A 26,070-nucleotide genomic window follows, 5' to 3' on the forward strand; every position below is an offset into this window, starting at 1 on the left:
TTCGGCAACGTATTTTTTTCCGGTCTCAGCGTGCGATCGACGGGAACAGGAGCGCACTGACCTCGGCCCACCGGCGCGGCAGGTCGGCCCGCCGGTCGAGGACGTCGGAGACGTGCTGCACCCCGAAGAACGTCGACACCAGCGTCTGCGCGAGCGCCTCCGGCTCGAGGCCTTCGCGGAGTTCGCCCGCGTCGCGAGCCTCGGCCAGCAGCGTGGCCAGCGTGGCGATCCACTCGACGTACGGCGCGGGCAGGTCCGGGTCGGCCAGCGACCGCTCGGCCTGCAGGCGTGCACCGGCCTTGACGACGTCGTCGTTGAAGAAGCTCAGGGACGCGTCGTCCAGCAAGGCCCGGACGGTCCCCAGCGGCGGCAGGCCCGCCGCGCGCGCCCGGTCCACCAGCGCCCGCCAGCGGTCGTACAGCTCGTGGACGACCTCGGCGGCCATGTCGTGCTTGTCGCGGAAGTGGAAGTAGACCGCGCCCTTCGTCATGCCGACCCGCTCGGCGACGTCGGCGATGGACGTGTGCGGGAACCCCCGCTCGGCGAACAGCTCGGCCGCCGCCGCGAGCACCTGGGCCCGGGTGTGCGCGGACCGCGCCTGCCTCGGTGCGCGGCGGGGCGGGCGGCGGGAAGCATCACTCACGAGGCGGTCCGTTTCTGCGCGGGCTGGAACCTGCACGGTAGCGCCGGCACCACCCCGGATCCGGTAGCCCGCGCTACTGATCTTCGTGCCGGATTCGACCAGCATTTCCGGTGTCGAACCGGATCAAAGGGAGTATCGATGCGCAAGAGTGCAGTGATCTTGACGGTGGCGGGGCTGCTGGGCGGCCTGACCACGACCGCGGCGGCCACGACGCCGAAGCCGCCCGTGCAGGCGAGCCTCGACGCGCTGGTCAGCCAGCAGAAGTTCCCGGCGGCGCTGGCCTGGGTCGGGCGGGACGGCGCCGGCACGTCGCTGGTCGCCGGGTCCGCGCGGCTCGACCGCCGCGTCCCGGTCCCCCGCGACGGCCGGGTCCGGGCGGGCAGCAACACGAAGACCTTCACCGCGGTCGTCGTCCTCCAGCTCGTGGCCGAGGGCAAGGTCGAGCTGGACGCGCCGATCGAGAAGTACCTGCCCGGGCTGGTGCGCGGGGAGGGCATCGACGGGAACGCCATCACCGTCCGGCAGCTGCTGCAGCACACCAGCGGGCTGCCGAACTACACCGAGTACCTCGGCGTGGAGAACTTCGAAGACGTGCAGCACAGGTTCTTCCAGCCGCACGACCTGCTCGCCGCGGCGCTGGCCCACCCGGCGAAGTTCGCGCCCGGCACCAAGTGGGAGTACAGCAACACCAACTACCTGCTGGCCGGGCTGCTCATCGAGCACGTGACCGGACGGCCGGTGCAGGAGCAGATCACCCGGCGGGTGATCGCGAAGGCGGGGCTGCGCGACACGTACTGGCCGCAGCCGGGCGACGAGACCATCCAGGGGCCGCACCCGCACGGCTACGCGCTCGCGAACAGCACGGGCACGAAGGTCGTCGACGCGACCGAGATGGACCCGTCGTGGGGCGGGGCGGCCGGCCAGCTGATCTCGACGCCGAGCGACCTCGCGAAGCTCTCGCGGGCACTGCTCGGCGGTGAGCTGCTGCCGCCCGCGCAGCTGGCCGAGATGCGCAAGACGGTCGACGCGCCGCTGTTCCCGGGCTGGCAGTACGGCCTCGGCCTGTTCCGCGTCCCGCTGAGCTGCGGCGGCGCCTACTGGGGCCACGGCGGCGACATCGACGGCTACGAAACCCGCGGCGGCGCCACCGAAGACGGCCGTTCGGTCGGCCTGGCGGTGACCGCGCTGCCGGGCACCTTCGGCGACGGCGAGCAGGCGGCGGTCGCCGTGCTGTCCACTATGGACACCGCGTTCTGCAAGTGAGGCCCGCTTGAGCCGGCGGTCAGGGGTGACCGCGCCACCGGGCTGATCACCGGATCGAGGGAATTCGCGGCGCGAACGGTGGTCTCCGGGCTGCCCGCGCCCGGCCCGCCGTGCTTGGGTGATCCGGGGGTTTGCCGGGACTCGGGGAAGGAAGCTGCGGTGCGGACGTCGCGAGCGGGGTTGGCGGTGGCCGTCGCGGTCCTGGTGGCGGCCACGGCGCCCGCCGCCGCGACCACGCCCGATCCGCTCACGCCCTACCTGACGCAGAAGGTCGCCTGGGGCGGCTGTCCCTTCAAGGGGGAGAAAGCCCGGTGCGCGCGGATCACCGTGCCGCGGGACTGGGCCGGGCCGGCCGCCGGAAAGGACCTGCAGGTCTCGATCAGCCGCGCCGCCGCGACCGGCGAGCGGCGGGGCGCGATCCTGGTGAACCCGGGCGGGCCCGGCGGCCAGGGCACTTCGCTCGCCGGCGCGCTGGCCGGCCTGGAACCGGCGGTGAACGCGCACTACGACTTCGTCGGGATGGACCCGCGCGGCACCGGCCAGGAGGGCAGCGACGACAAGGGGTTCGTCTGCCGGGTGCCGACCGGGCGGATCCCCACCGAGGACGACCTCGACGCGCGCAACCGGTCGGCCGCCAGCATCGCGCTGCACCAGCGGACGCCGCGCGCCGTGGCCGAGGCCTGCCAGAGCGACGCGCTCGCCCCGTTCGTCACCACCTGGCAGACCGCGCACGACATGGACCTGATCCGCGCGCTGCTGGGCGACGGGAAGCTGAACTACCTCGGCTACTCCTACGGCACCTGGCTCGGCGCGAAGTACGCGTCGCTGTTCCCGGACCACGCCGGGCGGGTGGTCCTCGACTCCAGCGTCAACTTCGAAGGCCGGCTGCAGGCCGCGTTCGAGGCGTTCCCGAAGATCGACCAGCGGCAGTTCGACCGCGTCTACGCGCCCTGGCTGGCCCGGCGGTTCCCGGACCAGCTGGGCAAGACCGCCGCCGACGTCAAGAAGAACCAGGAACGGGTGCGGGCCTACTTCCGCGAGGAGGGCTTGTCGCCGGACCTCTTCGACCACGTCTTCGTCGGCAACGGCAGCACGAAGCAGTGGCTGCTCGGCGCGCTGGTCCTCACCAAGGGCCTGGCCGCCCTCGACGGCACGGCCCCGCCGCCGTCGGCGGACCTCGACCGCGTCGCGCGGTCGGTGTTCGGACGCCCGGCGGCCGAGCTGACGGCCGGGGACGTGGCGCCGCCCGAGCCCGACTACGCGGACGTGGGCGGCACCCGCCTGGCCGTGGCGTGCGGCGACCAGCCGACGCGCGCGGCCACCTGGTACAAGCTGCTCAGCGACCTCCAGGGCCCGCAGTACCCGCTGTTCGGCTGGGCGTACGGGCTCAGCGAGGCGTGCGGCTACTGGTCCGACCTCCCCCGGCAGCAGCTGCCCACGCTGCCGCCGGAAGCGGCGAAGAACGTGCTCGTCGTCCAGGGCGAGTTCGACCCGCAGACCGGCTACGAACAGGCCGAAGCGGCCGCGCGGGCGGCCGGCGTCCCGATGGTTTCGGTGGCGGATTCGCCGTTCCACGGCCAGTACGCGGTCAGCGGCAATTCCTGTGTGGACGCTCTGGTGAGCGGCTACTTCCTCGGCGCCGCCCGGCCCGCCGCCACCATCTGCCCCGGCGTCCCGCTGCCCGGGGAGAAGGAAGTCTTCCCGGTGGCGGGCCCGGCGGGCGAACCGACCGGGCAGCCGGCCCCGGAACCGGCCCCGCGGGACGCGCTTTCGCCCGCGCGGCAACGGCTCCAGGACGAGATCAGCGCGGTCAACCGCGGGTACTAGCCCGAGTACGCGCCCGTGTCGAGGTCCTCGATCAGCGTCCGCCCGGTCGGCGTCCACCCCAGCAGCTCCTGCGTGCCGGTGCTCGTCGCGGCCAGGTCCATCGCGAAGAACCCGCCGATCCAGCCGAAGTGGCCCGGGACGTCGCCGGCGGCGATCGAGGCGACCGGGAGGTCGAACGCGCGGCCGATCGCCTCCGCGATCTCCTTCGTCGGCACGCCTTCCTCGGCGACCGCGTGCAGGCGGCTGCCCGCGGGTGCCTTCTCCAGCCCGAGCACGACCATGCGCGCGGCGTCCGTCACGTGCACCGCCGCCCAGCGGTTCGTGCCGTCGCCGGGGTAGCCGGCCACGCCCTTCTCGCGGGCGATCGCCGACAGGTGCGCGATGAACCCGTGGTCGCCGGTGCCGTGCACGGTCGGCGAGAACCGCAGGCTCACCGGGTGCACGCCGCGGTCGGCGTACTCGAGCGCGAGGTTCTCGGCGCCGCCGCGCGGCGAGTCCGGGCCGTGGAACGGGGACGCGTCGGCTTCGGTGGCCGGCTTGCTCTGGACGAGGCCGGCGACGCCCGACGCCAGCAGGAACGGGCGGCCGCTGCCCGCGAGCGCGTCGCCGATGGTCTGCACGGCGGCCCGCTCGGCCGCGTTCGACGCGGCCTGGTCGGCGAAGTCGTGCTTGTTCGCCAAGTGGATGACCGCGTCGGCCGCCTCGGCGCCGGCCCGGATGCCGTCGAGGTCGTCGAGGTCGCCGCGCCGGACCTCGACGCCCTTCGCCTCGAGCTTCGCGGCGGACTCGGCCGACCTGGCCAGCCCGGTGACCTCGTGGCCCACGGCGAGCAGCTCGCCGACGACGGCGGTGCCGATCCAGCCGGAGGCTCCGGTGACGAAAACGCGCATGGCGTGAACTCCTTCGAGAGAGATCGATGTCAGTGACCGACGTCAGTCGCTGACATACGCAGCCTACGCCTTTATGTCAGCCCCTGCCATCACTAGACTCGGGAGCATGGTGCGCTGGAAACCGGGGACCGCGGAGCGGCTGCAGAAGGCCGCGCTCGAACTGTTCGCCACCCGCGGCTATGAGCAGACGACCGCCGCGGAGATCGCGCAGGCCGTCGGCCTGACCGAGCGCACCTTCTTCCGGCACTTCAGCGACAAGCGCGAGGTGCTCTTCCAAGGGCAGGAACTGCTGGTCCAGGCGTTCCTCGACGGCATCGACGCCGCCCCTCCGGAAGCGTCACCGCTCGAGGTCGTCGCCGCCGCGCTGGGCTCGGCGGCGTCCTTCTTCCCGGACGAGCGCCGCCCGCACTCCCGCACGCGGCAGTCCGTGATCGACCGGAACCCGGCGCTGCAGGAGCGGGAGCAGCACAAGCTGACCACCCTGGCGACGACAGTCGCTGACGCCCTGCGGGCCCGGGGCGTCGACGAGCTCGCGGCCAAGCTGGCGGCGGAGTCGGGCGCGACCGTGTTCGGGATCGCGTTCACCCGGTGGCTGCGGGAGGAGAGGTCATTGGCTGACATCGCGGCGGACGTGCTCGCCGAGCTGCTGACACTGGCCGAAACGGCCGCTCAGGCCTTGCGCCCCACCAGGTGAAAGACCCGGCTGAGCGCCCGGTAGGGGTCCCGCCGGCCCGCCTCGAACTCGACGGCCGCCACGCGTTCCGCATCGGCCGGGTCCACCTCGGCACCGCCGAACCCGAGCCAGTCGACGAACAGCCAGACCCCGTACCACCGCACGGGCGGCACACCCCGGCTCCGGAGCAGCTCACCGAGCTCCTCCACCGTGTCGGCCCGGGTCGGGACGCCCAGCACGCCGACCTCCTCGACGGAGTCGAACGCCGCCAGAGCGTCTTCCCAGCGTTGTTCCAGGGCCGGGCGCACGGCCATCGCGTGGGCGTTGCCGGTCATGATCGAGACCACGCCCCCACTGGTGACGCAGCGGCACAGCTGGTCGACGACGGGATCCGGGCGGTCCAGGTACCCGAGGACGCCGTGGCACAGGACGGCGTCGAAGCGGCGCCCGCCCACGGCCTCTTCGGCGTGCTCGCCGCTCGCTTCCACGAACGTCACGCGCTCGGAAGTCAGCCGCTGTCGTGCCTTCTCCAGCATCGCGGGCGACGAATCCAGCAGCGTGACGTCGTACCCGGCCCTGGCCAGCGGAAAGGACTGGTGGCCCGCGCCGCCGCCGACGTCGAGCACGGTGGCCGGGGGCGGCGGGAGGTGCTCCAGCAGCTGCCGGTGCAGCACGTAGGTGCGGACACGCCCCTTCACCGACGCGTAGGCGTCATCGGCGAACTGGCCGGCGAGCGCTGCCCATGTGTCGTCGCCCACGCGCGCCAAGGTACCGGCGTGGTGACTCCGGGGCGGCGCGCGGAGTACTGTCGTCGTCGCTGCGGTTGAGCAGAGCAGCCGCCCCCTGGAACCCATTCGCCCGCGCGATTCCGCGCGCCGGCCGGGACGGCGGGCTCGACCCGCCTCACCGAGGTGAGGACGCCATGCACGACACCATCACCCGTCCGGGCGTCGCCTTCCTGCTGGGAGCGCCACCCCGGATCGCCATCACGACGACGGCCGACCGCACGGTCGTGGCCGTCACGGGCGAGCTCGACCTGTCGGCGACCGGCCGCCTCGAGGCCCTGCTCGGCGAGGAGCTCGACCTCGCGCCGCGAGCGCTGGTCATCGACCTGACGCACCTCACGTTCTGCTCGGCGCGCGGGCTGGGCGTGGTGCTGGACGCGGTGGCCGAGGCCCGCGCGGCGGGGATCCCGGTGGCGGTCGTCGCCGACGGCCGGGCGGTGCTGCGCCCGGTCGAAGCCCTGGGGCTCGAGGACGTGCTGCCGCTGTACCGCACGCTCGCCGACGCGGAGGACCACCGTGCCCGATGAGCAGGAGTGGCGGCTCGCCAAGGAGACGTTCGTCGCCGGCGAAGACCGGCCCGCCGCCGGCCCGCTGGCCGGGGAGTTCGCCCGGCTGACGAGCCGGCTGCTCACCGCCCCCAGCGTCGAAGCCGTCCTGGAGCGCGTCCTCGAAGCGACCACGCTCATGGTGCCCTCCGCGGACCTGGCCAGCTTCACGCTGATCGGCACCGACGGGCAGTTCCACACGCCCGCGGAGACCGACGAGGTCGCCGTCGAGCTGGACCTGCTGCAGTACCGGTTCCGGGAAGGGCCGTGCGTGGAGTCCGCGGTGCCGGCCGGCCCGGCCGTGGCGATCGCGCCGGACCTGGCCGACGAGCCCCGCTGGCCGCAGTGGGCACCGGCGGCCGTCGCGCTCGGCGTGGGCGCGGTCCTCTCCACGGCGCTCATCCCGGGCGCCCCGACCGGCCGCTCCGTCGGCGCGCTCAACGTCTACTCGCGCTCGGCCGGCGGACTGGACGAAGCCGACCGCGACGTGTTGCTGCTGCTGGCCACGCACGCATCACTGGCCGTCGGGGCGACCGACGCGGTGACCCGCAGCGAGCTGCAGGCGGCCCACCTGCGGCGGGCGATCGACAGCCGGGACGTGATCGGCCAGGCCAAGGGCATCATCATGGCCCGCCGCGGAGTCTCGGCGGACGAGGCGTTCGACGTCCTGCGGCGCACGTCCCAGGACCTGAACGTCAAGCTGGCCGAGCTGGCCAGGACGCTGGCCGAGCGCCACCGGGAGATCGATCTCCCGGCGGGCTGACGTCATCACGACCGACGGTGATGCGCACCGGCCCGTTCCGCGAGCCGGACGCTTCGCCCAGCAGGCCTTCGGCGGCCCCGGCACCTGGTCGAAGCCGGCCGCGATGCCGATGGACGCCGACCGTGCCGGCGACCGGTCGCCGAGAAGGCCGAGCCGCGCCGCATCGAGATCACCGGCGAGGACGCCGGCCGGAAGCGGATCAAGGCCTGAGGTGCTCGTCCGCCGATGCAGCCTCGATCGTCAGTCGAGGCCTTCGATGATGCGGAAGTCGCGCTCGACGCCGTCGGCCAGTGCGGCCAGCGCCTCCTGGTAAGCCTCGCTCGCACGTGCGGCGACCGCCTGCTCGAAGCTGTCGAACTCGATCAGGATGGTGCGCTCGGCGATTCCGGCGTCGTGGGCGACGACCCGGCCGTCGCGGGCGAGCAGCCGTCCGCCCGCGGCCCTGACCGCCGGACCGGCCAGCTTGTTGTAGGCAGCCAGCTTCTCGGGGTCCGAAATGGTGCGGTAGACGCTGACCCAGTAGCCCTTGGGCATGGAACCTCCAATGTGGGGATGAGTGCATCGAACGGGCTCACCGCCCGGGCTGCCGCCGGATCCACGCGCGGGCGTCGTCCACCGTGGCGTGCAGCGCGACGGCCTCGTCCAGCTGGCTGAGGCGCACCACGCGCACCACCGGGTAGTGGGCGGCGACCAGCGCGAGCGGCATGCCGGCGTCCGCCGTCTCCGCGACCAGCTCCGCCAGCACCTGCAGGCCCGCCGAGCCGCAGAAGCCGACGTCGCCCAGGTCGACGATGAGCGCCTCCGGCCGGTCGGCCAGCACCGCCCCGGCCCGCGCGCGCAGCACCGGCGCCGTCTCCAGGTCCAGGTCGCCGTCGGCCGCCACGACGACGGCTTCGGGCACCGTGCGTACCCGCACCGCCAGCTTGTCGGCCACCACGTCTCCTCCCGCCGGTGCCCGACCTTAAGGGGCCCGCATCGTTTTGTCAGCGATTCGGCGCGCCGGAGCCGAGCGGCGCCGCCGACCGGCCACCTGCGCCGCCGGGCCCCACCGGCGTCGGGCATTCTGTGCCCCTGACTGTCCAGGGACGAGGGGACGAGGATGGGTGCTTCACCCGAGGTGACCGTACCGGCGAGCGTCGACAGCCCGGTACCGCCGAAGCCGCCGGCCTCCGGGGTGGCCCGCTGGCTGCTGGAGCACCGGGTCGCGCCGGTCGGCCGCCAGGGCGGCGAGGACCACGGCACGCCGCAGGCCTGGTGGAAGGTCATGTGCCTGACCGGCGTCGACTACTTCTCCACCCTCTCCTACCTGCCCGGCATCGCCGCGCTCGCCGCCGGGGCGCTCTCCCCGCTGGCGACGCTGCTGATCGTCGCGCTGACGCTGCTCGGCATGCTGCCGATGTACCGCCGCGTCGCCCGCGAAAGCCCGCACGGGCAGGGCTCGGTGGCGATGCTGGAGGACCTGCTGCCGTTCTGGCGCGGGAAGCTCTTCGTCCTCACCCTGCTCGGGTTCGTCGCGACGTCGTGGATCATCACGATCACGCTGTCCTCGGCGGACGCCACCGTGCACATGCTGGAGAACCCGTACCTGCCGGGCTTCCTGCACGGCCACGCCGTGCTCATCACCGTCGTCCTGCTGCTGATCCTCGGCGGGGTGTTCCTGCTGGGCTTCAGCGAGGCGGTCGGCGTCGCCATCCCGCTCGTCGCCGTTTTCCTGCTGCTCAACGCCGTGGTCACCGTCGTCAGCCTGGTGGACCTGCTCGGCGACTCCGCGGACCTCTCCCGCTGGACCGACGCGCTGACCGCGGGCGGCGGCGGGTTCACCGGCGTCATCGGGCCCGCCGTGATCGCGTTCCCGCTGCTGGTGCTGGGCCTGTCGGGCTTCGAAACCGGCGTCAGCATGATGCCGCTGGTCGCCGCGGACGGGAAGACCGCCGAAGAGCGGATGGAGTCGCGGGTCCGCAACACGCGCAAGCTGCTGACCGTCGCCGCGCTGATCATGTCGGTGTTCCTGATCGCGACCAGCTTCATCACGACCGTGCTGATCCCGGCGGACGCGTTCAAGGAAGGCGGCGAGGCCAACGGCCGCGCCATGGCCTACCTCGCCCACCACGAGCTGGGCGAGATCTTCGGCACCGCCTACGACATCAGCAGCGTCCTGATCCTGTGGTTCGCCGGCGCGTCGGCGATGGCCGGGCTGATCAACATCGTCCCGCGGTACCTGCCCTCCTACGGCATGGCGCCGGAGTGGGGCCGCGCGGTGCGGCCGGTGGTGATCGTCTACACGGTGATCAGCATCCTGATCACCGTCGCGTTCGGCGCCGACGTCAACGCGCAGGCCGGCGCGTACGCGACCGGGATCCTCGCGATGATGGTCTCGGGTGCCGTCGCGGTGACCATCTCGGCGATCCGGCACAGCCAGCGCGGCGCGGCGATCGGGTTCGGCGTCCTGACGCTGGTGCTGCTGTACGCGCTCGTCGAGAACGTCATCGAAAAGCCGGACGGCATCGCGATCTCGGCCCTGTTCATCCTCGGGATCATCGTGGTGTCCCTGGTTTCGCGGGTTTCGCGGACGACGGAGCTGCGTGCCGAGCGCATCGAGTTCGACGAGGAAGCACGCCGGTTCATCACCGATTCGCTGGCCCACGACGGCAAGCTGCACATCATCGCGAACAAGCGCCAGGGCGGCGACGAAGCCGAGTACTCGGCCAAGGAAGCCGAACAGCGCTCGCTGAACCCGGTCCCCGGCGCCGCCGACGTGATCTTCCTCGAGATCGACGTGGTGGACCCGTCGGAGTTCGCCAACGTGCTCAAGGTGCGCGGCGTGGACATCGACGGGTACCGGATCCTCCGCGCGGACAGCCCCGCGGCACCGAACGCGATCGCCGCGGTCCTGCTCGCCCTGCGCGACGTCACGGGCGTCCGGCCGCAGTGCCACTTCGAGTGGGCGGAGGGAAACCCGCTCGGGCACCTGTTCCGCTACCTGATCCTGGGCCGCGGCGACACGGCACCGGTGGTCCGGGAGATCATCCGCAGCACGGAGAAGGACCCGGCCCGCCGGCCGGGCATACACGTGGGCGGCTGACCCGGGAGTTCACGCGGAACCCGTGCGCCGGCCCGGTCGTCGTGATACCCGGGCACGGCGCGTACCCGCAGGGTCGCGCCGCGCCCGGGTGCCCTCATCTGGAAGGCGAGTGCTCGCCACCAGGTGCGGCCGCTTGCATGACCCAGACGCGCAGAGCGTAGCCGAGCCGCTCCTTCAGCCGCAGGACCTTTCCGACGACGATCGCGGTGGCCATCGCTGTGGTGATCACCGACGAGATGGCGGTCGGATCGACGACCAGGGCAATCCCGCCGAGCAGTACCACGACAACGGACCCGGCCAGATCTCGGCGCGACGTCGCCGATGCCTCCGGTTTGGACAACCGCGATCTGGCCGGAGCTCGGCGCGAGATCGCCGGCACTTCGGGACTGCACAGCCGGATTTCGGATGAACTCCTGGCTGTTACGGCCGCTCGGTTCTGTGTACCGGACGCCGCATCCGCCGGCGAGGGGACGCTGGGCCGACCGGCCGGCAACGTCGTCGCGACCTTGTAGCGCCCGCGGTCGGCGTCGAGCCGACGCCACTGGATCAGCACGAAATCGACCTGCCGGCAATGGAGGCGACAGGCAGTCAAGAACGCCCGAACCTGGGCTTCCTTACGTGGCAACGAGTTCCGTTTCGGATCGATCAGGTAGTACGTCTGCGAGCGTGGAATTCCCGACTTCGCCGCGGTCTGTCCCGCGGTCAGCCCGGCGGACGCCATGCACCGGGCCAGTAGCCGGGCCAAGTCCACCGGACTGTCGACGATCAGCTCGTCCTGAGGCAGGAGCAAGGTTCCGACGCCACCGTGGATGACCGCCTGGCTCGCCGACGCCGGCTGGCCCGGGTGCCTGCCGCGGTGCGCGGCTGAACCGGCCGCTGACTTGCGCGGAGGCGCGCTGGTCAGGACGGTGACGATCCTGCCCCGTCCGCCCGTGTTGTCGAGATCGTTGATCGCGTTGGCGAGCCGTTCGTCCGCGAACTGCTTCTTCTCTCGTATTCCGCGGCCGTCGTGAGCGGCCGTCATCAGCCTGCCGCCTTGCCGGCGAGCCTGCGCACGACGGCCGGCACCGTGCCGATGCCCAGCACCAGCGCCGTGCTTCCGCCCGCGGCTTCGAGCGCAGTGACCAGGGACTGGTGCTGGCACAACATCCAGCCGACGAAGCCCAGCTCGACGGCTAGGGCGAGCACCTGGGGAATCGACCAAGGCGTCCGGCCAGGACCGGGCTCGTCGGCTGCGGACACCACAGCGGTGGTCGGCGGAGGGTATGAGGACATGCTTCTTTCCCATCATGGACTTTCGGCGCCGCCCGGGTGTGCCGGGCGGCGTTCTGCGAGGTGACCGGCCGGAGACTGTGGTCTCAGGTCGCCGCCGCCGGGATTGCCGTCCCGTCAGGCGGGGAGCTTCCGCGTGCACACCACGCGATCGGAAGTGCCTGGCCGACATCCTTGCACGAGGCCGCGGCCGGCGGGTGCCCCGAAGACGGTAATCGACGTGAAAAAGTCTTGTACAGCAGGGAATCCGTCCAACTTGACGGCCGATTTGGACAGTGAATACTCGAGCCGCGAATAGCGCGAGAGGGCGGCAACCCGGCAGGTCGGGCCATATCGCCGCAGGTAGGCACCCGTTCCACCTGTCCAACTCGAGCAGGTCCTCCTCGCGGCGAGGCGGTATGTTCGAGTCGTGTCGTGTCCGGTGTCGTCCGGTGCGGCACGGCCCTGGGCTTGCTGCTGTGACCGGCCGGAGCACCAGGGAACCGACGGGAGGCGCCGTTGCCGCGGCGGCCCGTCGCCGGCTCGCCCGGCTCGCCCGTCGCCGGGCTGAGCCGGGCGAGTTCACCGGCCGCACACTTGCCGCCACAGGTTCACGCGATGCCGCGCAGGATTCGCTGCGCACGAGCGAGACCTGAAGCTTCGGGCGATCCTTCTGCGATCGCGGCCTGGGTGGCGCGAGCCAACTCTTCCAAGACGGCGTCGCACACCGGTGGGCAACCACTCGCGCGTCCGGCGACGAGTACCGGCGCGTTTTCCGGACGCACCCGCAGCACACGCCGCCAGACCTGCAACGCCTCCGCCACGCGCCGCTGCACCGTGGCTCCGTCCGCGTCACGGCCGCTGACCTGACTGATCAACACGATGAGCAGCACCTCCAGCGTCCGCTCGTTCTTCGGCACAGTGCCCCGGCCGAACGCGTCGGACAGCGTGCTGCGGCAACTGACCGCGGTCTTGTCGTACTCCTTGGTCGCCTTCTCCAACTGTCGCAGTGTCAGGCCGGAATCGGCGATCAAGGTCTTCAGGTAGGTCGCGAACTGAGCCTGGGTACCGATTTCCTGCAGCTCCGGCGGGAGCCCCAGTCCCGAAGTGGGCAGCCGCAACCGCGGCACGGTCGGCTGGTCCACCGCGTTCCGGCCGGCCGGACGACGGCCGGCCGGTGCCGGAGGTTCCGGACGAGCCGAAGGCACCGTGGGCACGGTGAGGGCGAGGTCGATGCGAGCCGGATCGAGTCGGTCGCCGGTGACGCCCAGGCCACCGGAATCGACAGCGTCGCGAGCGAGCACAGCCCGGACGTAGAGCACGAACATCCGGGCGACGGCGTCGTCGCCACCACGGCAGGCCCGCACGACGGCGACATAGATCTCCGGCGCGAGCAACACCGTGGCCTCGGGATCCCAGGCCAGGGACAACACCTGTTCGGGTACGTCGGGCAGGGCGGCCATGATCTCGACCCGGTGCCGCTCCACCGGATACCCGGCGATCAGCAGGTGCAGGCGGCGCAGCAGGTCCCGCGCCGCGAACTCGGGGTCCGCGATCACGGCAGGTGTCCCACCACCCGCTCGGCCGCACGAACGCTGTTTCTGCACCGCCGGCCGACCGGCAGCGGGTATCGCAACAACGAGCACATCTTCATGGAGATCCTCAACTGATTCCTGCACGCCCAGACGGGACGCCGACGCGGATGGGGACGGGCGAACCGGACCAGGCACCCGGTCGCGGCGGGGTGCACCGCCGTGGATGCGATGGGTCACTCGATCCAGCTCATCGACAATCGAACACGAACGGGTCACATTTTCCAAGTCGGCCGACCGCGTTTCCATTGTCCGACTTTGTCCGGCTCGGACGGCAAGTGAAACGGCTGGTGCAAGTTACCGACCAGTTGTGTCGCGGATCACATGCCGTCTAACTTGCCCGGCCGGTCATCGCGGAGAAACCCCTGCTCAGCAACACTCCGCGCACGTGCGCGGCACAAACCCTCTGTCCGGATCTATTCCGATAAGCGGGTGATAGGTATGGCCCGACCCTTGACCAGCGGCTACATTGATCACCGAGGGAAATTCCAATCCGGAAGCAGCGATAATCGCACTTCGCCGGATCAGGAATCACGGTTTCTCGACACACCTCGACGCGGGTGGGGATCGAGTAGCCGGGCTCCCAGGTGATCTTCGGGTGCACGAAGATCACCTGGGCTCGGCGCCAGTGCCGGTCGCTCGACAGAGAACACCGGTGACCACGAAAGCCCGGCGAGAACCCTGGTTCCGCCGGGCTTTTCCTCGTTCCCCCTTCGGTCAGCCGGACGATTCTCCCGCACACCGCCGGCCTTGGCAGGCCAAAGCCGGGTCCACGCCGCGTAGTCATCCGTCACCCGCTAGGTTGTCCTCCTCAACGGGGACGCCCGCCCTGCCCGACAGGTGGACGCCAGACCGGCACGTTGCACAACGTGACGCTGCGACATTCGGTCGAACCCACCGTGGCACGACCGCAAGGCACGCCGCCCGGACCAGGTTGCGCATCGTTCGCCTGAACCAGGATCCGGCTGGCTGGAGAGGTACGAGGTTCGGAGAATCTGGAAAGGGCTCCTCTTTCACAGTCGGGACGAGCGGCAACGGGGGTTGCCGAGGGAGCGCCGTGAGTGCGAGTGAAAGGACGGGCGTTGGTGGAGGCGCACCGTATGAAGGAAGAACCCGTCGAGGACGGCCCGGCCTCACCGGTACCCCATCAGCCGCTGCGATGGCCGGCCCGACGCGGCCGGTCGGTCCTCAGTGGCCTGTCTTCGACCGATGATTTCCGGCATCGGGACAAGCTCACCCCCGCGACGCGGGTGCTGGTGCTGTACCTGGTCGTGATGCTCAGCGACGATCACGGCCGCATCACGTCCGTGGCGAGGCGGCTACATGAAACCTACGCCGGCCGGGAAGGACACTGGGCCTTCGGCAGGACAGCCGAATCACTGCGCGATTCGATGAGCAAGTGGTTGGGCAAGTCGGCGGTCCGGTGCGCCGGCTGGGACCGGATTCGCGACGCCCTGACCGTTCAGGTGCAGGTGGAGCACTTGCCGGAAGCACTTGCCGTCGCCGCCGCGCTGTACGAGCAGGCGACCGGATGCGAGATCCCGGCGGCCGACGAGATCGAGCCACGGCTTCCCGCTTGGGCGACCGAGAGCACGGTCGACGTCGGCATGATCCGCGCGAGTTCACCGGATGCCGTCGGAGGCGGCTCCGCCGCAGCCACCGGCGGCATCCAGAGCACTGAGCTCGCCCGCCTGCAGGAGAGACTCGACAACACGACGACACTGCTCCTCTCCACAGTTCGCGTTTACCGCGAGCTGGAGACCGAGAACGAGTCGCTCCGAGCGGAGGTCGCCGCCCTCCGCGGACAGGTTCATCCTCCGCAGCAGCGGCGTAGCTCCGACGAAGGCCGGCGCCACCGTGAGGTCGCCTCTCAGCTCGACCGGCTGGTCCAGCGCCAAGTGGATCTGCTCCGCGTTTACCAGTACCCGTTCCTCGACGACCACACCCTCCGCAGCATGATCTTCGAGCAGATCGCTCCCGGGCGCCCGCAGCAATGGGAATTCCGCAACGACGTCGAATGGCTGGAACGACCGGACCCGGCCTCGCCTGCCGGCACCGAACGAGTCGTCAGCCGGCGACCAGCTGCGCCGACGCGGAACGGGCGGTCGTCACGTCGTCCGGGGTGAGGTCGTTCCGCTGATCACGGCTCCTCGGGACCGCTTTACACCGAGAGTTCTTCGGGAACCCGTGCGCCGGTCACCCCGGCTGGGTACGTTGCTTCGCGTGAAGACTCCGGCGCCGCTCGCCCTGGCCCTGTCCGCCGCGCTCACCCTGGCGCTGAGCACGCCGGCCTCGGCCGCGGGTCTCGCGCCGGGGCTGACCGTCTCCACCACCGTCAGCGGGGACGGCACCGGGCACAACACCTGGACCGTCACTGCGCTCGTGCCCGGCGGGTCGAGCCCCGATCCGGACGCGCCGCCGACCGCGCTCGGCAGCCGTGAGCACGCCGATGTCCTCGTGACGTCCTTGCGGGGCAAGGGTTTCGCGGCCCGCGCCGAGCGGGTCGACTGGCCGGCGTTCAGCGACACGCCGCGCGGTGCCCTCGGCTGGCGGGTGCGGGTCGGCTCCTTCGCCGACCGCGCGCAGGCCGCCGCCACCGCGAGTGCCATGACCGCGAACGGCTTCACCAACGCCGTCGAATGGACCGGGCAGGACGGGCCCGAAGCGCAAGGGCCGCAACGCATCCGCGTCGCGACGGTCGATCCGCGGCGGTTCCGCGGGGACGTGGTCGCGTCGCACGGCGAGTCGGTCGCGGGGCGGCGCACGACGTCGGCGCTGTCGGCCGCCGCGGGGGCGCTCGTCGGGACCAACGGCGGCTTCTTCGTCATCGACCCGCGCGACGGCATCCCCGGCGAACCGGCCGGCATCGGCGTCTACCAGGGCCTCCTGCAAAGCGAAGCCACCACCGGGCGGCCCGCGCTGCTGCTCGGCGACCGTCCTTCGATCGGCGTCCCGCGGACCGCGCTCACCGTCGGCGGCCACGAGGTCGACGGCGTCAACCGCAAGCCCGGCCTCATCCGCAACTGCGGCGAGCCCGGCGACGTCCCGACGGACCGGCCGCTGCACGACACGACCTGCACCCACCCCGACGAGCTCGTGCTCTTCACGCCGCAGCTCGGCACGCCCACCCCGGCCGGCGACGGCGTCGAAGCCGTGCTGGACGCCCACGACGTCGTCACGGCGGTGCGTCCCGCGGGCGGCGACGTGCCCGCCGGCGGCCACACCGTGCAGGGCATCGGCACAGCGGCGACCTGGCTGGGCGACCACGCGCGGCCGGGCGCGAAGCTGGCGGTCGGGACGCGGATCTTCGAAGCCGGCCGGCCGATCCACCCCGCCGGCGTCGTCAACGGCGGCCCGTGGCTGGTCCGCGGCGGCCGGATCGCGGTGAACGCGGCGGCGGACGGCATCGTGCACCCGGGCGACCCGTCGTTCGTGTACGGCTGGGGCGTCAAGCGCAACCCGCGCACGATGGTCGGCCTCGACCGCCAGGGGCGGCTGCTGATCGTCACCGCCGACGGCCGTCAGCCGGGGTTCGCCGAAGGGCTTTCGCTGATCGAGGGCGCGCGGCTGATGGCGCGGCTGGGCGCGGTGACCGCGATCAACCTCGACGGCGGCGGCTCGACGGCGATGGCGATCGACGGCAAGCTGGTCAGCTCCCCCTCGGACGCGACGGGCGAGCGCCCGGTCGGCGACGCGCTGCTGGTGCTGCCCCGGCGCTGATCACCGGGTGGTTGGATGACCGCGTGGAGCAGAAGAAATCATCCGAGCGGCTGGTGTTCTTCACCGACGCCGTGGTCGCGATCGCGTTGACGTTGCTGGTCCTGCCGCTGACCGACTTGGTGCCGGAGCTGGTTTCGGAGCACAAGCCCGCGGTCGAAGCCGTCACCGACAACTGGCCGAAGATCGTCAGCTTCCTGCTCAGTTTCGTCGTCATCGGCCGGTTCTGGTCCGTCCACCACCGCATCTTCGAGCACGTGCGCGCCTACAGCACCGCGCTCGTGCGCGTGAACTTCTGCTGGCTGCTGACGATCGCCCTGCTGCCCTTCCCCAGCGAGCTGATCGGCGCGTACCAGTCCGAGCGCTTCACCGTCGTCTTCTACCTGGGGACGCTGCTGGCCAGCAGCCTGTGCCACACGGCATTGGTGGTCATCGTCCGCCGCAACCCGCAGGTGCGCGGGGACGCCGAGCCGGTGTCGGACGAGACGCTCTGGAACTTCGTGGTGAGCTCGGCCGTGTTCGCGCTCGCGGTCATCGTCGGGTTCATCAAGCCCGGTTTCGGCTATTACGTGCTGCTGTTGCTGGCGTTCCCGTCGACGATCGTCCGCCGGGCACTGGGGCGCGCCGGTAAATGAGTGGGCCGGGCCGCGGCGGCCCGCTATCGTGCCGGTGACCGTGACTCGACGCCGGGAGGTGAGCCCCATGAACGCTGTTTCGATGTGGGTGCTCCCCTCGTCGTCACGGTCGGGCGACTGACGTAGGGGTCGCCGGGAGCGCTTCAAGCACTCCCGAAAGGTACAGACCTATGCAAACTACGCATTTCACCTCGGGTGAGCCCGCGGTGGTGATCACGCGGATCGCGCCGCGGCACTGGCACGCGCTGGAGGACGACCGGGTGGTCGGCCGCGGCGAGGCGTCGACCCGGCCCGACGGGCGGACCTTCGTCAGCGTCGATGCCTGGCACCGCTCGGTCTTCGACCAGCTCGCCGACGCGATGCTGGCCGAGCTCCCGGCCCCGCTCCACACGATCGTCGACGAGACCGACGTCGAGCTGACGGCCGGCTGGGAACGAGCCGGCTTCACGACCCGGCGCCGCGAGTGGGAGTACGTCGTGCCCACCGGCGGCGGCCGGGTGCTCCCGCCGCCGGGCGTGACGATCGTGCCCCGCGGCTCGGCTGCGGAGGGTCCGCTGCGCGCGCTGGACCGCGTGGTCCGCGCCGAAGTCGAGGCGACGGTCGGCTGGCAGGAGATGCCGGCCGAGGTGCGGCCGCACCCGCCCGGGGACACCGTGGTGGACCCGGCGTTGTACGCGGCCGCGGCCGAAGCGGGCGAGTACGTGGGGCTGGTCCGGGTGGTGCAGGTGACGCGGCTGCCCCGGATCGGCCTGATCGCGGTCCGCGCGGACCACCGGCGCCGCGGCATCGCCCGCGCGCTGCTGTCCGAGGTGCTGGGTTCGTTGCACACCGCGGGAATCCCGACGGCATCGGCGGAAGTGAACGAAGCCAACCCGGCGGCGACGGCGCTGTTCGAGAGCGTCGGCGCCCGGCGGGCCGGCAGCAACCTGGAGCTGGTGCGCCATGGCGAATAAGGCGGGGGGCATCGAAGTCGAGGGCACCGTGCTCGAGTGCCTGCGCAACGCCACGTTCAAGGTGGAGCTGCCGAACGGGCACCAGGTGCTGGCGCACATCAGCGGCAAGATCCGGAAGAACTACATCAAGATCCTGCCGTACGACCGGGTACTGGTGGAGCTGAGCCCGTACGACCTGAGCCGCGGCCGGATCCTGTTCCGCTACCGGTCTTAGTCACCGCGGCTCGTCGTGAGTGTTCAGGACGGTTAGAACCGTCCTGAACACTCACGACCGCGTGGCGAGGAGAGCTCAGCGCGGGCTCCGATCGGCGAACTCGACCGTGAAGCCGTCCGGGTCCCGCAGCTGCAGCTGCCGCTCGAAGCCGCGGTCCCGGGGCGGGCCGGGGACCGGCACCCCGCGGGCGACGAAGTCCGCGTACAGCTCGTCGAGGTCGTCGGCCAGGAGCTCGACCTGGACGAACTGCCGCAGCCGATCGGCTTCCCGCTCGACGACGGCGCCGAGCTCCAGCAACCCGAGCGTCGCGGTTTCCAGGCGCAGCAACACGAACCGGCCGTTGCGGATCTCGGTGGTGAACCCGAGGGATTCGTAGAAGGGGACCGAACGGTCCAGGTCGGTGACGGGCAGGCTCATCCCGGCGAACGTGATCAAGGCGCACTCCTTCGGCTCGGTGCGCCAAAAGGTGGGCCGGGCGGGCGTTCCGACGCTGCACCCGCTCACGATCAGCTTAGCCGAGTTCCGCCAGCAGCGCCCGGATCGCCGGGCTCGCGTCGGCGCTGCGCCGCCACGCCGCGTGGACCTCCCGCTTCGGCTGGCGCCGCAACGGACGCGCCACCAGGTCCTCGCCCAGTGGGGGCCGGGCCAAGCGGGGAACCAGCGCGAGCACCTCACCGGAAGCGACCAACGACAGCTGCGTCGCGAAGTCGTCGACCAGGTGGCGGACGTCCGGCTCCTCCGGTGCGTCCGCGAACAGGCGCCGGAACCACTGGTGGCACACCGTTCCCGGCGGGCTGGTCACCCACGCGTGGCCCGCGAGGCCGTCGAGCGGGCCGGCCTCCGACGCGAGCGCGTGTGACCGGCTCATCACCACGTCGCCGACGTCGGTGTGCACCAGCCGCTGCGTCACCGACGGCGGCTGCGCGGCCGGCAGCCCGTCGGCGTCGTGGACGAGGGCGAGGTCGGCCGTCCCGGCGTCGACGCTGCGCAGGGCTTCGTCGGGGTCCTGCTCGGTGATCTCGACGCGCAACTCGGGACACCGCACCGACAACCCGCCCAGCACCGGCGCGAGCAGGCCGCGGATGGCGGTCGAAAACGCCACCACGCGCAGGGTGCCGCGGGGCGCGCCTTCGGAGACCGACTGGGCCGCTTCCGCACAGCGCTCCAAGGCCTGGAACACCTCCGGCGCCGAGTCGGCGATGGCCTGCCCGGCCGGGGTCAGCACGACCCCGCGGCCCGCCGGCGCGAGCACCGGCACCCCGACCTGCCGCTCCAGCCGCTTGAGCTGCTGCGACACCGCGGACGCCGTGAACCCCAGTTCGTCGGCCGCCCGCGCGAGCGTCCCGAGCGCCGCCACCGACCGCAGCGCCCGGAGCGCACCTACCTCGATCATTAAGCCAGATTACGCAATATCGGCAAGAAAGCATCGCTGGACCACATCAATTGCGCCGGGCAAGGTCGAACCATGACCGATTTCGGCGCCAACCTCGTCGCGATGGTGACCCCCATGGAGCCCGGCGGAGCGCTCAGCGAACCCGGCCTCGCGAGCCTCGTCGAGCACCTGCTGGCCACCGGCTGCGACGGCCTCGTCGTCGGCGGGACCACCGGCGAGTCCCCCACCCTGACCGAGCCCGAAGCCGCCGGGCTCGTCCGCAGCGTGGTGGCACGGACCGGGAACCTGGCCCGCGTGATCGCCGGCATCGGCACCTACGACACGGCCGCGAGCGTCCGCCGGGCCCGCGAAGCCGAGGCGGCCGGCGCGGACGGGCTGCTGCTCGTCTGCCCCTACTACTCCCGGCCGACGCAGGCCGGGGTGATCGCCCACTGCCTGGCGGTGGCCGACGCGACCGAGCTGCCGGTGATGCTCTACGACGTCCCGGCGCGGGCCGGCATCGCGATGACGCCGTCGACCTTGATCGAGCTGGCCGCCCACCCCCGGATCCGGGCGGTCAAGGACGCCAAGGGCGACCTGTTCGAGGCGATGACGGTCATGACCCGCACGTCGCTGGCGTACTACTGCGGCATCGACGAGCTGAACCTGCCGTACCTGGCGTGCGGCGCGGCGGGCGTGGTGAGCGTCGTGGCCAACGTGACGGCCGACCGCACGGCGGGCCTCATCGACGCGGTCCGCCGCGGCGATCTCGAGTCGGCCCGGAAGATCAACGACGCACTGCTCCCGCTGACCGACGCCATCATGCGCTCCGGCCCCGGCGTGACGACGGCCAAGGCGGCGCTGGCCGAACTGGGCGTGCTCCCGCACGCGACGGTCCGGCTCCCGCTGGTCGAGGGCCACGACCGGCCGGCCATCCGTCAGCTCGTGGGCAGCCGGTAGACCGACACGTGCGACGACGACTCCGTCGTGAACTCCCCGCCGGTCCAGTCCGCGTGCCGGGACTCCAGCCCGAAGCCCGCCAGCCGGCCCATCAGGTCCAGCTCGGCCGGCCAGATGTAGCGCTGCGGACACCGCCCCAGCCGCGCCGACCGGCCCTCGCCGAACGTGAAGTGGTGCGACACCAGGTGCTGGCGCACGGTGTCGTAGGTATCCACCCCGAGGTACCCGGACTCGCCGCCGAACACCACCGCGGCCTGCCCTGGCGGGAGCCGCCGCAGCTCGGGGACGCCCAGCTCGATCACGAACCGGCCGCCGGGGTCCAGGTGGCGGGCCGCGTTGCGGAAGCACTCGACCTGCTCGTCCTGGGTGAGCAGGTTCCCGATCGTGTTGAAGACCAGGTAGACCAGCGAAAAGCGGCCCGGGGCCGCGGCCGTCGCCATGTCCCCGACGACCACCGGGAGGTCGGCCTTCTTCCGCAGCTGCCCCAGCATCGGCTCCGACAGCTCGATGCCGGTGACGGACACGCCTCGCGCGGCCAGCGGGACGGCGATCCGGCCGGTGCCGACGGCGAACTCCAGCACCCGCCCGCCCCCGGCCAGCGCGGCGAGGCGGTCCACGACGGGGTCGACGGCCTCGGGCGCGAACACGCCGCGGCCCGGGGTGTCGTAGCGTTCGGCGGTCTCGACGTCCCAAATGTCTTCCTGGCGCACGCGGACCACCCTCGACGCAACCCCTGAAACTGTCCAACGATTTGAACTTGCCCGATTTCGGGCAAGAATTTGGGTTTCACTCCCGCGCAGTGCATGATGACCGGCGTGGAAGACACCGACATCGTCGAGCGCGTGGCCGCGTCCACCGGCCTGCCGCCGGGCGTGGCCGCCCGCGTCGTCGACGACGTCCTCGCCTTCTACCGGACACCCACCGAGCAGTACGTGCGCCGCAGGCACGCCGAACTGCAGGCCGAAGGCCGGAAGAACCCCGAGATCTTCCCGCTGATCGCCGCCGAGCTCCGGGGCCGGCTCGTCGCCGCGCCCGACCTGTCCGAGCGCCAGCTGCGCCGCATCGTCTACGGCTGAAACAGGCCCGACTCAGCCCCCTAGAAGAAGAGGTTCGCCATGTGCGGGATCGTCGGCTACATCGGCGGCCAGAACGCCGCCCCCATCCTCCTCGAGGGCCTGACCCGGCTCGAGTACCGCGGGTACGACTCCGCGGGCATCGCCGTCCTCGGCCCGAAGGACACCACGCAGGTCCACCGCGTCGTCGGCCGGGTCCGCAACCTCACCGCCGCGCTGCCCAAGCGCCTGACCGGGAAGGTCGGCATCGGTCACACGCGGTGGGCGACGCACGGTCCCGCGTCGGAGGACAACGCGCACCCGCACACCTCCGAAGACGGCCGGATCTCCGTCGTCCACAACGGCATCATCGACAACGCCGACGCCCTGCGCGCCCAGCTCGCCGACGCCGGCGTCAAGCTCACCTCCGAGACCGACACCGAGGTCCTCGCCCACCTGATCGCGCGGTCGAGCGCCGACACCCTCGAAGACGCCGTCGTCGAGGCGGTCTCGCGGATCACCGGCACGTACGCGATCGCCGTCACCGACTCCGCGCACCCGGACCGCCTGGTCATCGCGCGCAACGGCTCGCCGCTGATCATCGGCGTCGGCGAGCGCGAGATGTTCGTCGCGAGCGACCTCGCCGCGCTGGTCCGGCACACCTCGCAGGTCGCGCACCTCGACGACGGCGAGTTCGCGACGGTCTTCGCGACCGGCTACCGGACCTTCACCGTCGACGAGAGCGACACCACCAAGCCGGCCACCGAGATCGACATCGCCGCCGAAGACCTCGACCTCGGCGGGTTCCCGCACTACATGGCCAAAGAGATCCAGGAGCAGCCCGAGTCCGTCGAGCGGATGATCCGCGGCCGGCTGGACCACCGGTTCGGCGTCGCCCGCCTCGACGGCCTCAACCTGACACCCCGCGAACTGCGCGGGTTCAGCCGCGTGAAGATCCTCGGCTGCGGCTCCGCGTACTACGTCGGGCAGATCGGCGCGACGATGATCGAGGAGCTGGCCCGGATCCCGGCCGACGCCGAAGCCGCGTCGGAGTTCCGCTACCGCAACCCGATCATCGAGGCGGACACGCTCTACATCGCGGTCAGCCAGTCCGGCGAGACGATCGACACCGCCTTCGCCGTCGAAGAGATCAAGCGCAAGGGCGGCCGGGTCGCGGGCCTGGTCAACGTCGTCGGCTCGACGATCGCCCGCGCCTGCGACGGCGGCGTCTACCTGCACGCCGGCCCGGAGATCGCGGTCGCCTCGACCAAGGCGCTGACCAACATGGCCGTCGGGTTCGCGCTGATCGCGCTCTCGCTCGGCCGGGTGCGCGATCTGTCCAATGCGGACGGACAGCGGATCATCGAGGCGATCCGCGCGCTGCCGGACCAGATCCGGACGGTCCTGGCCGCGGAAGCGGAGATCGCCGAGCACGCGAAGGTCGCGGCCGCCGCGAACAGCTTGTTCTTCATCGGCCGCGTCCGCGGTTTCCCGGTGGCCCGCGAAGGCGCGCAGAAGTTCAAGGAGATCTCCTACCGCCACGCCGAGGCCTACCAGACGTCCGAGCTGAAGCACGGCCCGCTCGCCCTGATCGACGAGTCGCTCCCGACGGTCGCGATCGTGCCCGCCGACGAGCTGGCCGACCGCAACCTCGCCGCGATGCAGCAGATCCGGGCCCGCGGCGGCGCGGTCCTGGCCGTGACGCACGACGACGTCGACTTCGGCGAGCTGGACGTCCCGCGGATCGTGGTGCCGCGGACCGAGCCGGAGCTCGACCCGATCCTGCTGACCATCCCGCTGCAGCTGCTCGCCTACCACGCCGCGCTGACGCTGGGCTACGACATCGACAAGCCGCGCAACCTCGCCAAGTCCGTCACGGTGGAGTGAACCCGGGCCTGCTTGGGCATGTTCCACCCGAGCACCCCGGTCACGCGGCCGCCCTCGCGGTACTCGGCCACGAACCGGCCCGCCGTCACGTCGCCATCCACAATGGACACCTCCGCGTCCGCGGAGAGCGTGCCGTGCACGTGGATCCGCGCGTCGAACTGGTGGGTCCAGAAGTACGGGACCGGCGTGTACGGGCGGTCGTCACCGAGGATGTTCCCCGCGACGGCGACTGCCTGCTCGGTCGCGTTGGTCCGGTTCTCCAGGCGCAGCAGCACGTCGAGGCCTTCGTGGTGCCAGCGGGCGACGTCACCGGCCGCGTAGATCCCGTCCGCCGCCCGGCACCGGGAGTCGCACACGACGCCGTTGTCGCACAGCACCCCGCTGCCCGCCAGCCAGTCCGTCACCGGTGCAGCGCCGAACGCCACCACGACGACGTCGGCGGGCAGCTCTTCTCCCGTCGCCAAGCAGACGCCGGTGACGCGTCCGTCCTGTGAGGACAGTCCGGTGACCGCCGCGCCGAGCCGCAAGTGGACACCGCGCGCGGCGTGCAGCTCGGCGAGCAGCCCGGCGGCCAGGGGCCCGAACTGGTACGCGAGCGGCGCGGGCTGCGGCCCGGCCAGCGTCACCGCCACGCCCAGGCCGCACACGGTCGCCGCGATCTCCGCGCCGAGGACGCCGTCCCCGACGACCACCACCCGCTTGCCCGGTGCCAGGTCCGCGCGCAGGGCCAGCGCGTCGTCGAGCGTGCGCAGGACGTGGACACCTGCGAGGCCGTCCTGCCCCGGCAGGGTGCGCGGCCACAGCCCGGTGGCGAGCACGATCGCGTCGGCGGTCAGGGTGCGCCCGCTTCCGGTGTGGACGGTCCGCGTGCGGGCGTCCAGCCGCACAGCCGGGTCGCCGAGCACGAAGTCGGCGTCCAATGCGGACAGTGCATCGGGGGTGCGCAGGCTCGCCTGCTCGGGTGCCCAGCTCCCGGCGAGGACCTGCTTGGACAAGGGCGGCCGGTCGTAGGGCAGGTGCGCTTCCGCACCCAGCACGGTCACGCGCTCCTCGTAGCCTTTGCGCCGCAACGCTTCCACCGTGGCGAGCCCGGCGGCCGAAGCCCCGACGACCAGGACCGTCACGCGTCCTCGCTCACCGAGATCGCGACGCCGGGGCACACGCTCGCCGCCTCCCGGACGGTCGTGTGCAGAGCCTCACCCGGGGTCTCGTCGAGCAGGATCACGATGCCGTCGTCGTCGCGCTGGTCGAACACCTCCGGCGCGAGCATCACGCACGTCCCGGCGCCGCAGCACTTTCCTTCGTCCACAGTGACCTTCATGGTCGTTCCTCTCCTTCGCGGGGGTGGGTCACGGGTGCGAGCCAGAGCCCGACCAGTGCGTCGGTCAGGCCGGTGGCGGCTTCGCGCCAGCTGGCTCTCGGGGTGTCGCCGCCTTCGGCGACCGCGCGTTCGCGCTCGGCCATCGTGTGGATCAGCAGCTGGCGGGTCATGGCGTTGCGCTCGGCGCGGACCTCGGCGGGCAGCTCGGGCAGGCACCGGCTCAGCCCCTCGACGGTCCGCGCCAGCGACGGCGACGACAGCGTCTCCGCGGCGACGGCCGAGCGCAGGGACGGCTCGGTCATCACCTGCGCGGTGAACCGGGCGAACCAGCTCGGCCGGCCCGCCGCGGCCAGGTATTCGGTGGACGGGTGCACCAGGCAGCGGACCCAGTCGCGCAGGTCCGCGCTGTCGCCGACCTCGGCCAGCATGCGCCCGCGCAAGTCCTCGACCGCCGCGGAGTGCCGGCGGGCGATGGCGCGCACGAGGTCGGCCCGGGTGCCGAAGTGGTAGCCGACGGCGGTGTTGTTGCCCTGCCCGGCGGCCTCGCTGATCTGCCGGTTCGACACGGCGAGCACGCCGTGCTCGGCGTAGAGCCGTTCCGCCGCGGTCAGGATCGCCTCCCGCGTCGCGTGCGCCCGGTCCACC

The 26,070-nt window shown here is 71.8% G+C and carries 28 protein-coding genes and 1 pseudogene; 15 read left to right on the forward strand and 14 right to left on the reverse strand.

Going from position 1 to position 26,070, the window contains the following annotated elements; all coding sequences use genetic code 11:
- Positions 1-25: 25 nt before the first annotated feature.
- The gene (locus QSK39_RS01325) at positions 26-643 is read right to left on the reverse strand and encodes a ScbR family autoregulator-binding transcription factor (protein WP_285475822.1); all 618 of its coding nucleotides are present in this window, start codon (positions 641-643) and stop codon (positions 26-28) included.
- A 138-nt stretch (positions 644-781) separates the two neighbouring features.
- Here QSK39_RS01325 and QSK39_RS01330 point away from each other — a divergent pair, with 138 nt between their 5' ends.
- Both QSK39_RS01330 and QSK39_RS01335 read left to right on the forward strand, forming a co-directional pair.
- Positions 782-1,906, forward strand: a complete 1,125-nt coding sequence (locus QSK39_RS01330) for a serine hydrolase domain-containing protein (RefSeq protein WP_285475823.1) — start codon at positions 782-784, stop codon at positions 1,904-1,906.
- 159 nt (positions 1,907-2,065) lie between these two features.
- On the forward strand, positions 2,066-3,733 hold the full coding sequence (locus QSK39_RS01335; RefSeq protein ID WP_285475824.1) for an alpha/beta fold hydrolase: 1,668 nt from the start codon (positions 2,066-2,068) through the stop codon (positions 3,731-3,733).
- On the opposite strand, the gene QSK39_RS01340 is transcribed toward QSK39_RS01335, so the two are convergent.
- On the reverse strand, positions 3,730-4,623 hold the full coding sequence (locus QSK39_RS01340) for an SDR family oxidoreductase (protein WP_285475825.1): 894 nt from the start codon (positions 4,621-4,623) through the stop codon (positions 3,730-3,732). The two genes, QSK39_RS01335 and QSK39_RS01340, sit on opposite strands and share 4 nt — an antisense overlap.
- A 106-nt stretch (positions 4,624-4,729) precedes the next feature.
- Here QSK39_RS01340 and QSK39_RS01345 point away from each other — a divergent pair, with 106 nt between their 5' ends.
- Entirely contained in the window at positions 4,730-5,317 is a 588-nt protein-coding gene (locus QSK39_RS01345; RefSeq protein WP_285475826.1) for a TetR/AcrR family transcriptional regulator, read from the forward strand.
- On the opposite strand, the gene QSK39_RS01350 is transcribed toward QSK39_RS01345, so the two are convergent.
- A complete protein-coding gene (locus QSK39_RS01350) occupies positions 5,293-6,054 on the reverse strand; it encodes a methyltransferase (protein WP_285475827.1) in 762 nt (253 codons plus the stop codon). The two genes, QSK39_RS01345 and QSK39_RS01350, sit on opposite strands and share 25 nt — an antisense overlap.
- 164 nt (positions 6,055-6,218) lie before the next feature.
- Here QSK39_RS01350 and QSK39_RS01355 point away from each other — a divergent pair, with 164 nt between their 5' ends.
- The 3 genes and pseudogenes from QSK39_RS01355 to QSK39_RS01365 form a co-directional block, all read left to right on the forward strand.
- The gene (locus tag QSK39_RS01355) at positions 6,219-6,608 is read left to right on the forward strand and encodes an STAS domain-containing protein (protein WP_285475828.1); all 390 of its coding nucleotides are present in this window, start codon (positions 6,219-6,221) and stop codon (positions 6,606-6,608) included.
- The gene (locus QSK39_RS01360; RefSeq protein ID WP_285475829.1) at positions 6,598-7,389 is read left to right on the forward strand and encodes a GAF and ANTAR domain-containing protein; all 792 of its coding nucleotides are present in this window, start codon (positions 6,598-6,600) and stop codon (positions 7,387-7,389) included. The genes QSK39_RS01355 and QSK39_RS01360 overlap by 11 nt, the downstream gene beginning before the upstream one ends.
- 20 nt (positions 7,390-7,409) lie before the next feature.
- A pseudogene (locus QSK39_RS01365) lies at positions 7,410-7,522 on the forward strand (Hsp20/alpha crystallin family protein); the annotation flags it as partial.
- Between the two features lie 107 nt (positions 7,523-7,629).
- Here the strand turns inward: QSK39_RS01365 and QSK39_RS01370 are convergent.
- Together QSK39_RS01370 and QSK39_RS01375 are read right to left on the reverse strand one after the other, a co-directional pair.
- Positions 7,630-7,923 (reverse strand): DUF1330 domain-containing protein, encoded by a 294-nt coding sequence (locus QSK39_RS01370; RefSeq protein ID WP_285475830.1) that lies wholly within the window; start codon positions 7,921-7,923, stop codon positions 7,630-7,632.
- Positions 7,924-7,960: 37 nt separating this feature from the next.
- The gene (locus tag QSK39_RS01375) at positions 7,961-8,323 is read right to left on the reverse strand and encodes an STAS domain-containing protein (RefSeq protein ID WP_285475831.1); all 363 of its coding nucleotides are present in this window, start codon (positions 8,321-8,323) and stop codon (positions 7,961-7,963) included.
- A 165-nt stretch (positions 8,324-8,488) separates the two neighbouring features.
- Here QSK39_RS01375 and QSK39_RS01380 point away from each other — a divergent pair, with 165 nt between their 5' ends.
- Positions 8,489-10,471, forward strand: a complete 1,983-nt coding sequence (locus tag QSK39_RS01380) for an APC family permease (RefSeq protein ID WP_285475832.1) — start codon at positions 8,489-8,491, stop codon at positions 10,469-10,471.
- Positions 10,472-10,565: 94 nt separating this feature from the next.
- Here QSK39_RS01380 and QSK39_RS01385 read toward each other — a convergent pair whose 3' ends face one another.
- The 3 genes from QSK39_RS01385 to QSK39_RS01395 form a co-directional block, all read right to left on the reverse strand.
- A complete protein-coding gene (locus tag QSK39_RS01385; RefSeq protein ID WP_285475833.1) occupies positions 10,566-11,495 on the reverse strand; it encodes a hypothetical protein in 930 nt (309 codons plus the stop codon).
- Positions 11,495-11,659, reverse strand: coding sequence for a hypothetical protein (locus QSK39_RS01390; protein WP_285475834.1), 165 nt, complete (start codon positions 11,657-11,659; stop codon positions 11,495-11,497). The genes QSK39_RS01385 and QSK39_RS01390 overlap by 1 nt, the downstream gene beginning before the upstream one ends.
- A 674-nt stretch (positions 11,660-12,333) precedes the next feature.
- Complete coding sequence (locus QSK39_RS01395; protein WP_285475835.1) at positions 12,334-13,281, reverse strand: hypothetical protein; 948 nt, start codon at positions 13,279-13,281, stop codon at positions 12,334-12,336.
- Between the two features lie 1,133 nt (positions 13,282-14,414).
- On the opposite strand from QSK39_RS01395, the gene QSK39_RS01400 reads away from it, so the two are divergent.
- From QSK39_RS01400 to infA, 5 genes are all read left to right on the forward strand, one after another.
- Positions 14,415-15,440: a hypothetical protein gene (locus tag QSK39_RS01400; RefSeq protein WP_285475836.1), complete on the forward strand. Its 1,026-nt coding sequence runs from the start codon at positions 14,415-14,417 to the stop codon at positions 15,438-15,440.
- A gap of 97 nt (positions 15,441-15,537) precedes the next feature.
- Positions 15,538-17,034 carry a phosphodiester glycosidase family protein gene (locus tag QSK39_RS01405; RefSeq protein WP_285475837.1) on the forward strand — a complete coding sequence of 499 codons (1,497 nt, stop codon included), beginning with the start codon at positions 15,538-15,540 and terminating at the stop codon, positions 17,032-17,034.
- Positions 17,035-17,057: 23 nt separating this feature from the next.
- Positions 17,058-17,666 (forward strand): TMEM175 family protein, encoded by a 609-nt coding sequence (locus tag QSK39_RS01410; RefSeq protein ID WP_285475838.1) that lies wholly within the window; start codon positions 17,058-17,060, stop codon positions 17,664-17,666.
- A gap of 170 nt (positions 17,667-17,836) precedes the next feature.
- On the forward strand, positions 17,837-18,619 hold the full coding sequence (locus tag QSK39_RS01415) for a GNAT family N-acetyltransferase (RefSeq protein ID WP_285475839.1): 783 nt from the start codon (positions 17,837-17,839) through the stop codon (positions 18,617-18,619).
- Positions 18,609-18,833: a translation initiation factor IF-1 gene (infA, locus tag QSK39_RS01420; protein ID WP_285475840.1), complete on the forward strand. Its 225-nt coding sequence runs from the start codon at positions 18,609-18,611 to the stop codon at positions 18,831-18,833. The genes QSK39_RS01415 and infA overlap by 11 nt, the downstream gene beginning before the upstream one ends.
- 75 nt (positions 18,834-18,908) lie before the next feature.
- On the opposite strand, the gene QSK39_RS01425 is transcribed toward infA, so the two are convergent.
- Together QSK39_RS01425 and QSK39_RS01430 are read right to left on the reverse strand one after the other, a co-directional pair.
- A complete protein-coding gene (locus QSK39_RS01425; protein WP_285475841.1) occupies positions 18,909-19,268 on the reverse strand; it encodes a VOC family protein in 360 nt (119 codons plus the stop codon).
- A gap of 76 nt (positions 19,269-19,344) precedes the next feature.
- Complete coding sequence (locus QSK39_RS01430) at positions 19,345-20,226, reverse strand: LysR family transcriptional regulator (RefSeq protein ID WP_285475842.1); 882 nt, start codon at positions 20,224-20,226, stop codon at positions 19,345-19,347.
- Positions 20,227-20,298: 72 nt separating this feature from the next.
- On the opposite strand from QSK39_RS01430, the gene dapA reads away from it, so the two are divergent.
- Entirely contained in the window at positions 20,299-21,165 is an 867-nt protein-coding gene (gene dapA, locus QSK39_RS01435; protein ID WP_285475843.1) for a 4-hydroxy-tetrahydrodipicolinate synthase, read from the forward strand.
- On the opposite strand, the gene QSK39_RS01440 is transcribed toward dapA, so the two are convergent.
- Positions 21,144-21,875: a class I SAM-dependent DNA methyltransferase gene (locus tag QSK39_RS01440; RefSeq protein WP_285475844.1), complete on the reverse strand. Its 732-nt coding sequence runs from the start codon at positions 21,873-21,875 to the stop codon at positions 21,144-21,146. The genes dapA and QSK39_RS01440 overlap by 22 nt on opposite strands.
- A gap of 93 nt (positions 21,876-21,968) precedes the next feature.
- Between QSK39_RS01440 and QSK39_RS01445 the strand changes: the two genes are divergently transcribed.
- The gene (locus QSK39_RS01445) at positions 21,969-22,241 is read left to right on the forward strand and encodes a hypothetical protein (protein ID WP_284743808.1); all 273 of its coding nucleotides are present in this window, start codon (positions 21,969-21,971) and stop codon (positions 22,239-22,241) included.
- 39 nt (positions 22,242-22,280) lie between these two features.
- A complete protein-coding gene (glmS, locus tag QSK39_RS01450; protein ID WP_285475845.1) occupies positions 22,281-24,104 on the forward strand; it encodes a glutamine--fructose-6-phosphate transaminase (isomerizing) in 1,824 nt (607 codons plus the stop codon).
- Here the strand turns inward: glmS and QSK39_RS01455 are convergent.
- The 3 genes from QSK39_RS01455 to QSK39_RS01465 are packed head-to-tail and all read right to left on the reverse strand — an operon-like array spanning position 24,053 to position 26,069.
- On the reverse strand, positions 24,053-25,228 hold the full coding sequence (locus tag QSK39_RS01455; protein WP_285475846.1) for an NAD(P)/FAD-dependent oxidoreductase: 1,176 nt from the start codon (positions 25,226-25,228) through the stop codon (positions 24,053-24,055). The two genes, glmS and QSK39_RS01455, sit on opposite strands and share 52 nt — an antisense overlap.
- Positions 25,225-25,425 carry a ferredoxin gene (locus QSK39_RS01460; protein WP_285475847.1) on the reverse strand — a complete coding sequence of 67 codons (201 nt, stop codon included), beginning with the start codon at positions 25,423-25,425 and terminating at the stop codon, positions 25,225-25,227. The genes QSK39_RS01455 and QSK39_RS01460 overlap by 4 nt, the downstream gene beginning before the upstream one ends.
- Positions 25,422-26,069, reverse strand: a complete 648-nt coding sequence (locus QSK39_RS01465) for a TetR/AcrR family transcriptional regulator (RefSeq protein ID WP_285475848.1) — start codon at positions 26,067-26,069, stop codon at positions 25,422-25,424. The genes QSK39_RS01460 and QSK39_RS01465 overlap by 4 nt, the downstream gene beginning before the upstream one ends.
- Between the last annotated feature and the right edge of the window lies 1 nt (position 26,070).

The organism is Amycolatopsis sp. NBRC 101858 (assembly GCF_030269325.1).
Lineage (GTDB): Bacteria > Actinomycetota > Actinomycetes > Mycobacteriales > Pseudonocardiaceae > Amycolatopsis > Amycolatopsis ponsaeliensis.

Coding starts and splice junctions, on each gene's coding strand:
- QSK39_RS01370 (WP_285475830.1), bottom strand. CDS start 7,923: ATGCCCAAGGGCTACTGGGTCAGCGTCTACCGCACCATTTCGGACCCC.
- QSK39_RS01345 (WP_285475826.1), top strand. CDS start 4,730: ATGGTGCGCTGGAAACCGGGGACCGCGGAGCGGCTGCAGAAGGCCGCG.
- QSK39_RS01330 (WP_285475823.1), top strand. CDS start 782: ATGCGCAAGAGTGCAGTGATCTTGACGGTGGCGGGGCTGCTGGGCGGC.
- QSK39_RS01430 (WP_285475842.1), bottom strand. CDS start 20,226: ATGATCGAGGTAGGTGCGCTCCGGGCGCTGCGGTCGGTGGCGGCGCTC.
- QSK39_RS01400 (WP_285475836.1), top strand. CDS start 14,415: ATGAAGGAAGAACCCGTCGAGGACGGCCCGGCCTCACCGGTACCCCAT.
- infA (WP_285475840.1), top strand. CDS start 18,609: ATGGCGAATAAGGCGGGGGGCATCGAAGTCGAGGGCACCGTGCTCGAG.
- QSK39_RS01355 (WP_285475828.1), top strand. CDS start 6,219: ATGCACGACACCATCACCCGTCCGGGCGTCGCCTTCCTGCTGGGAGCG.
- QSK39_RS01445 (WP_284743808.1), top strand. CDS start 21,969: ATGATGACCGGCGTGGAAGACACCGACATCGTCGAGCGCGTGGCCGCG.
- QSK39_RS01460 (WP_285475847.1), bottom strand. CDS start 25,425: ATGAAGGTCACTGTGGACGAAGGAAAGTGCTGCGGCGCCGGGACGTGC.
- QSK39_RS01415 (WP_285475839.1), top strand. CDS start 17,837: ATGCAAACTACGCATTTCACCTCGGGTGAGCCCGCGGTGGTGATCACG.
- QSK39_RS01385 (WP_285475833.1), bottom strand. CDS start 11,495: ATGACGGCCGCTCACGACGGCCGCGGAATACGAGAGAAGAAGCAGTTC.
- QSK39_RS01340 (WP_285475825.1), bottom strand. CDS start 4,623: ATGCGCGTTTTCGTCACCGGAGCCTCCGGCTGGATCGGCACCGCCGTC.
- glmS (WP_285475845.1), top strand. CDS start 22,281: ATGTGCGGGATCGTCGGCTACATCGGCGGCCAGAACGCCGCCCCCATC.
- dapA (WP_285475843.1), top strand. CDS start 20,299: ATGACCGATTTCGGCGCCAACCTCGTCGCGATGGTGACCCCCATGGAG.
- QSK39_RS01380 (WP_285475832.1), top strand. CDS start 8,489: ATGGGTGCTTCACCCGAGGTGACCGTACCGGCGAGCGTCGACAGCCCG.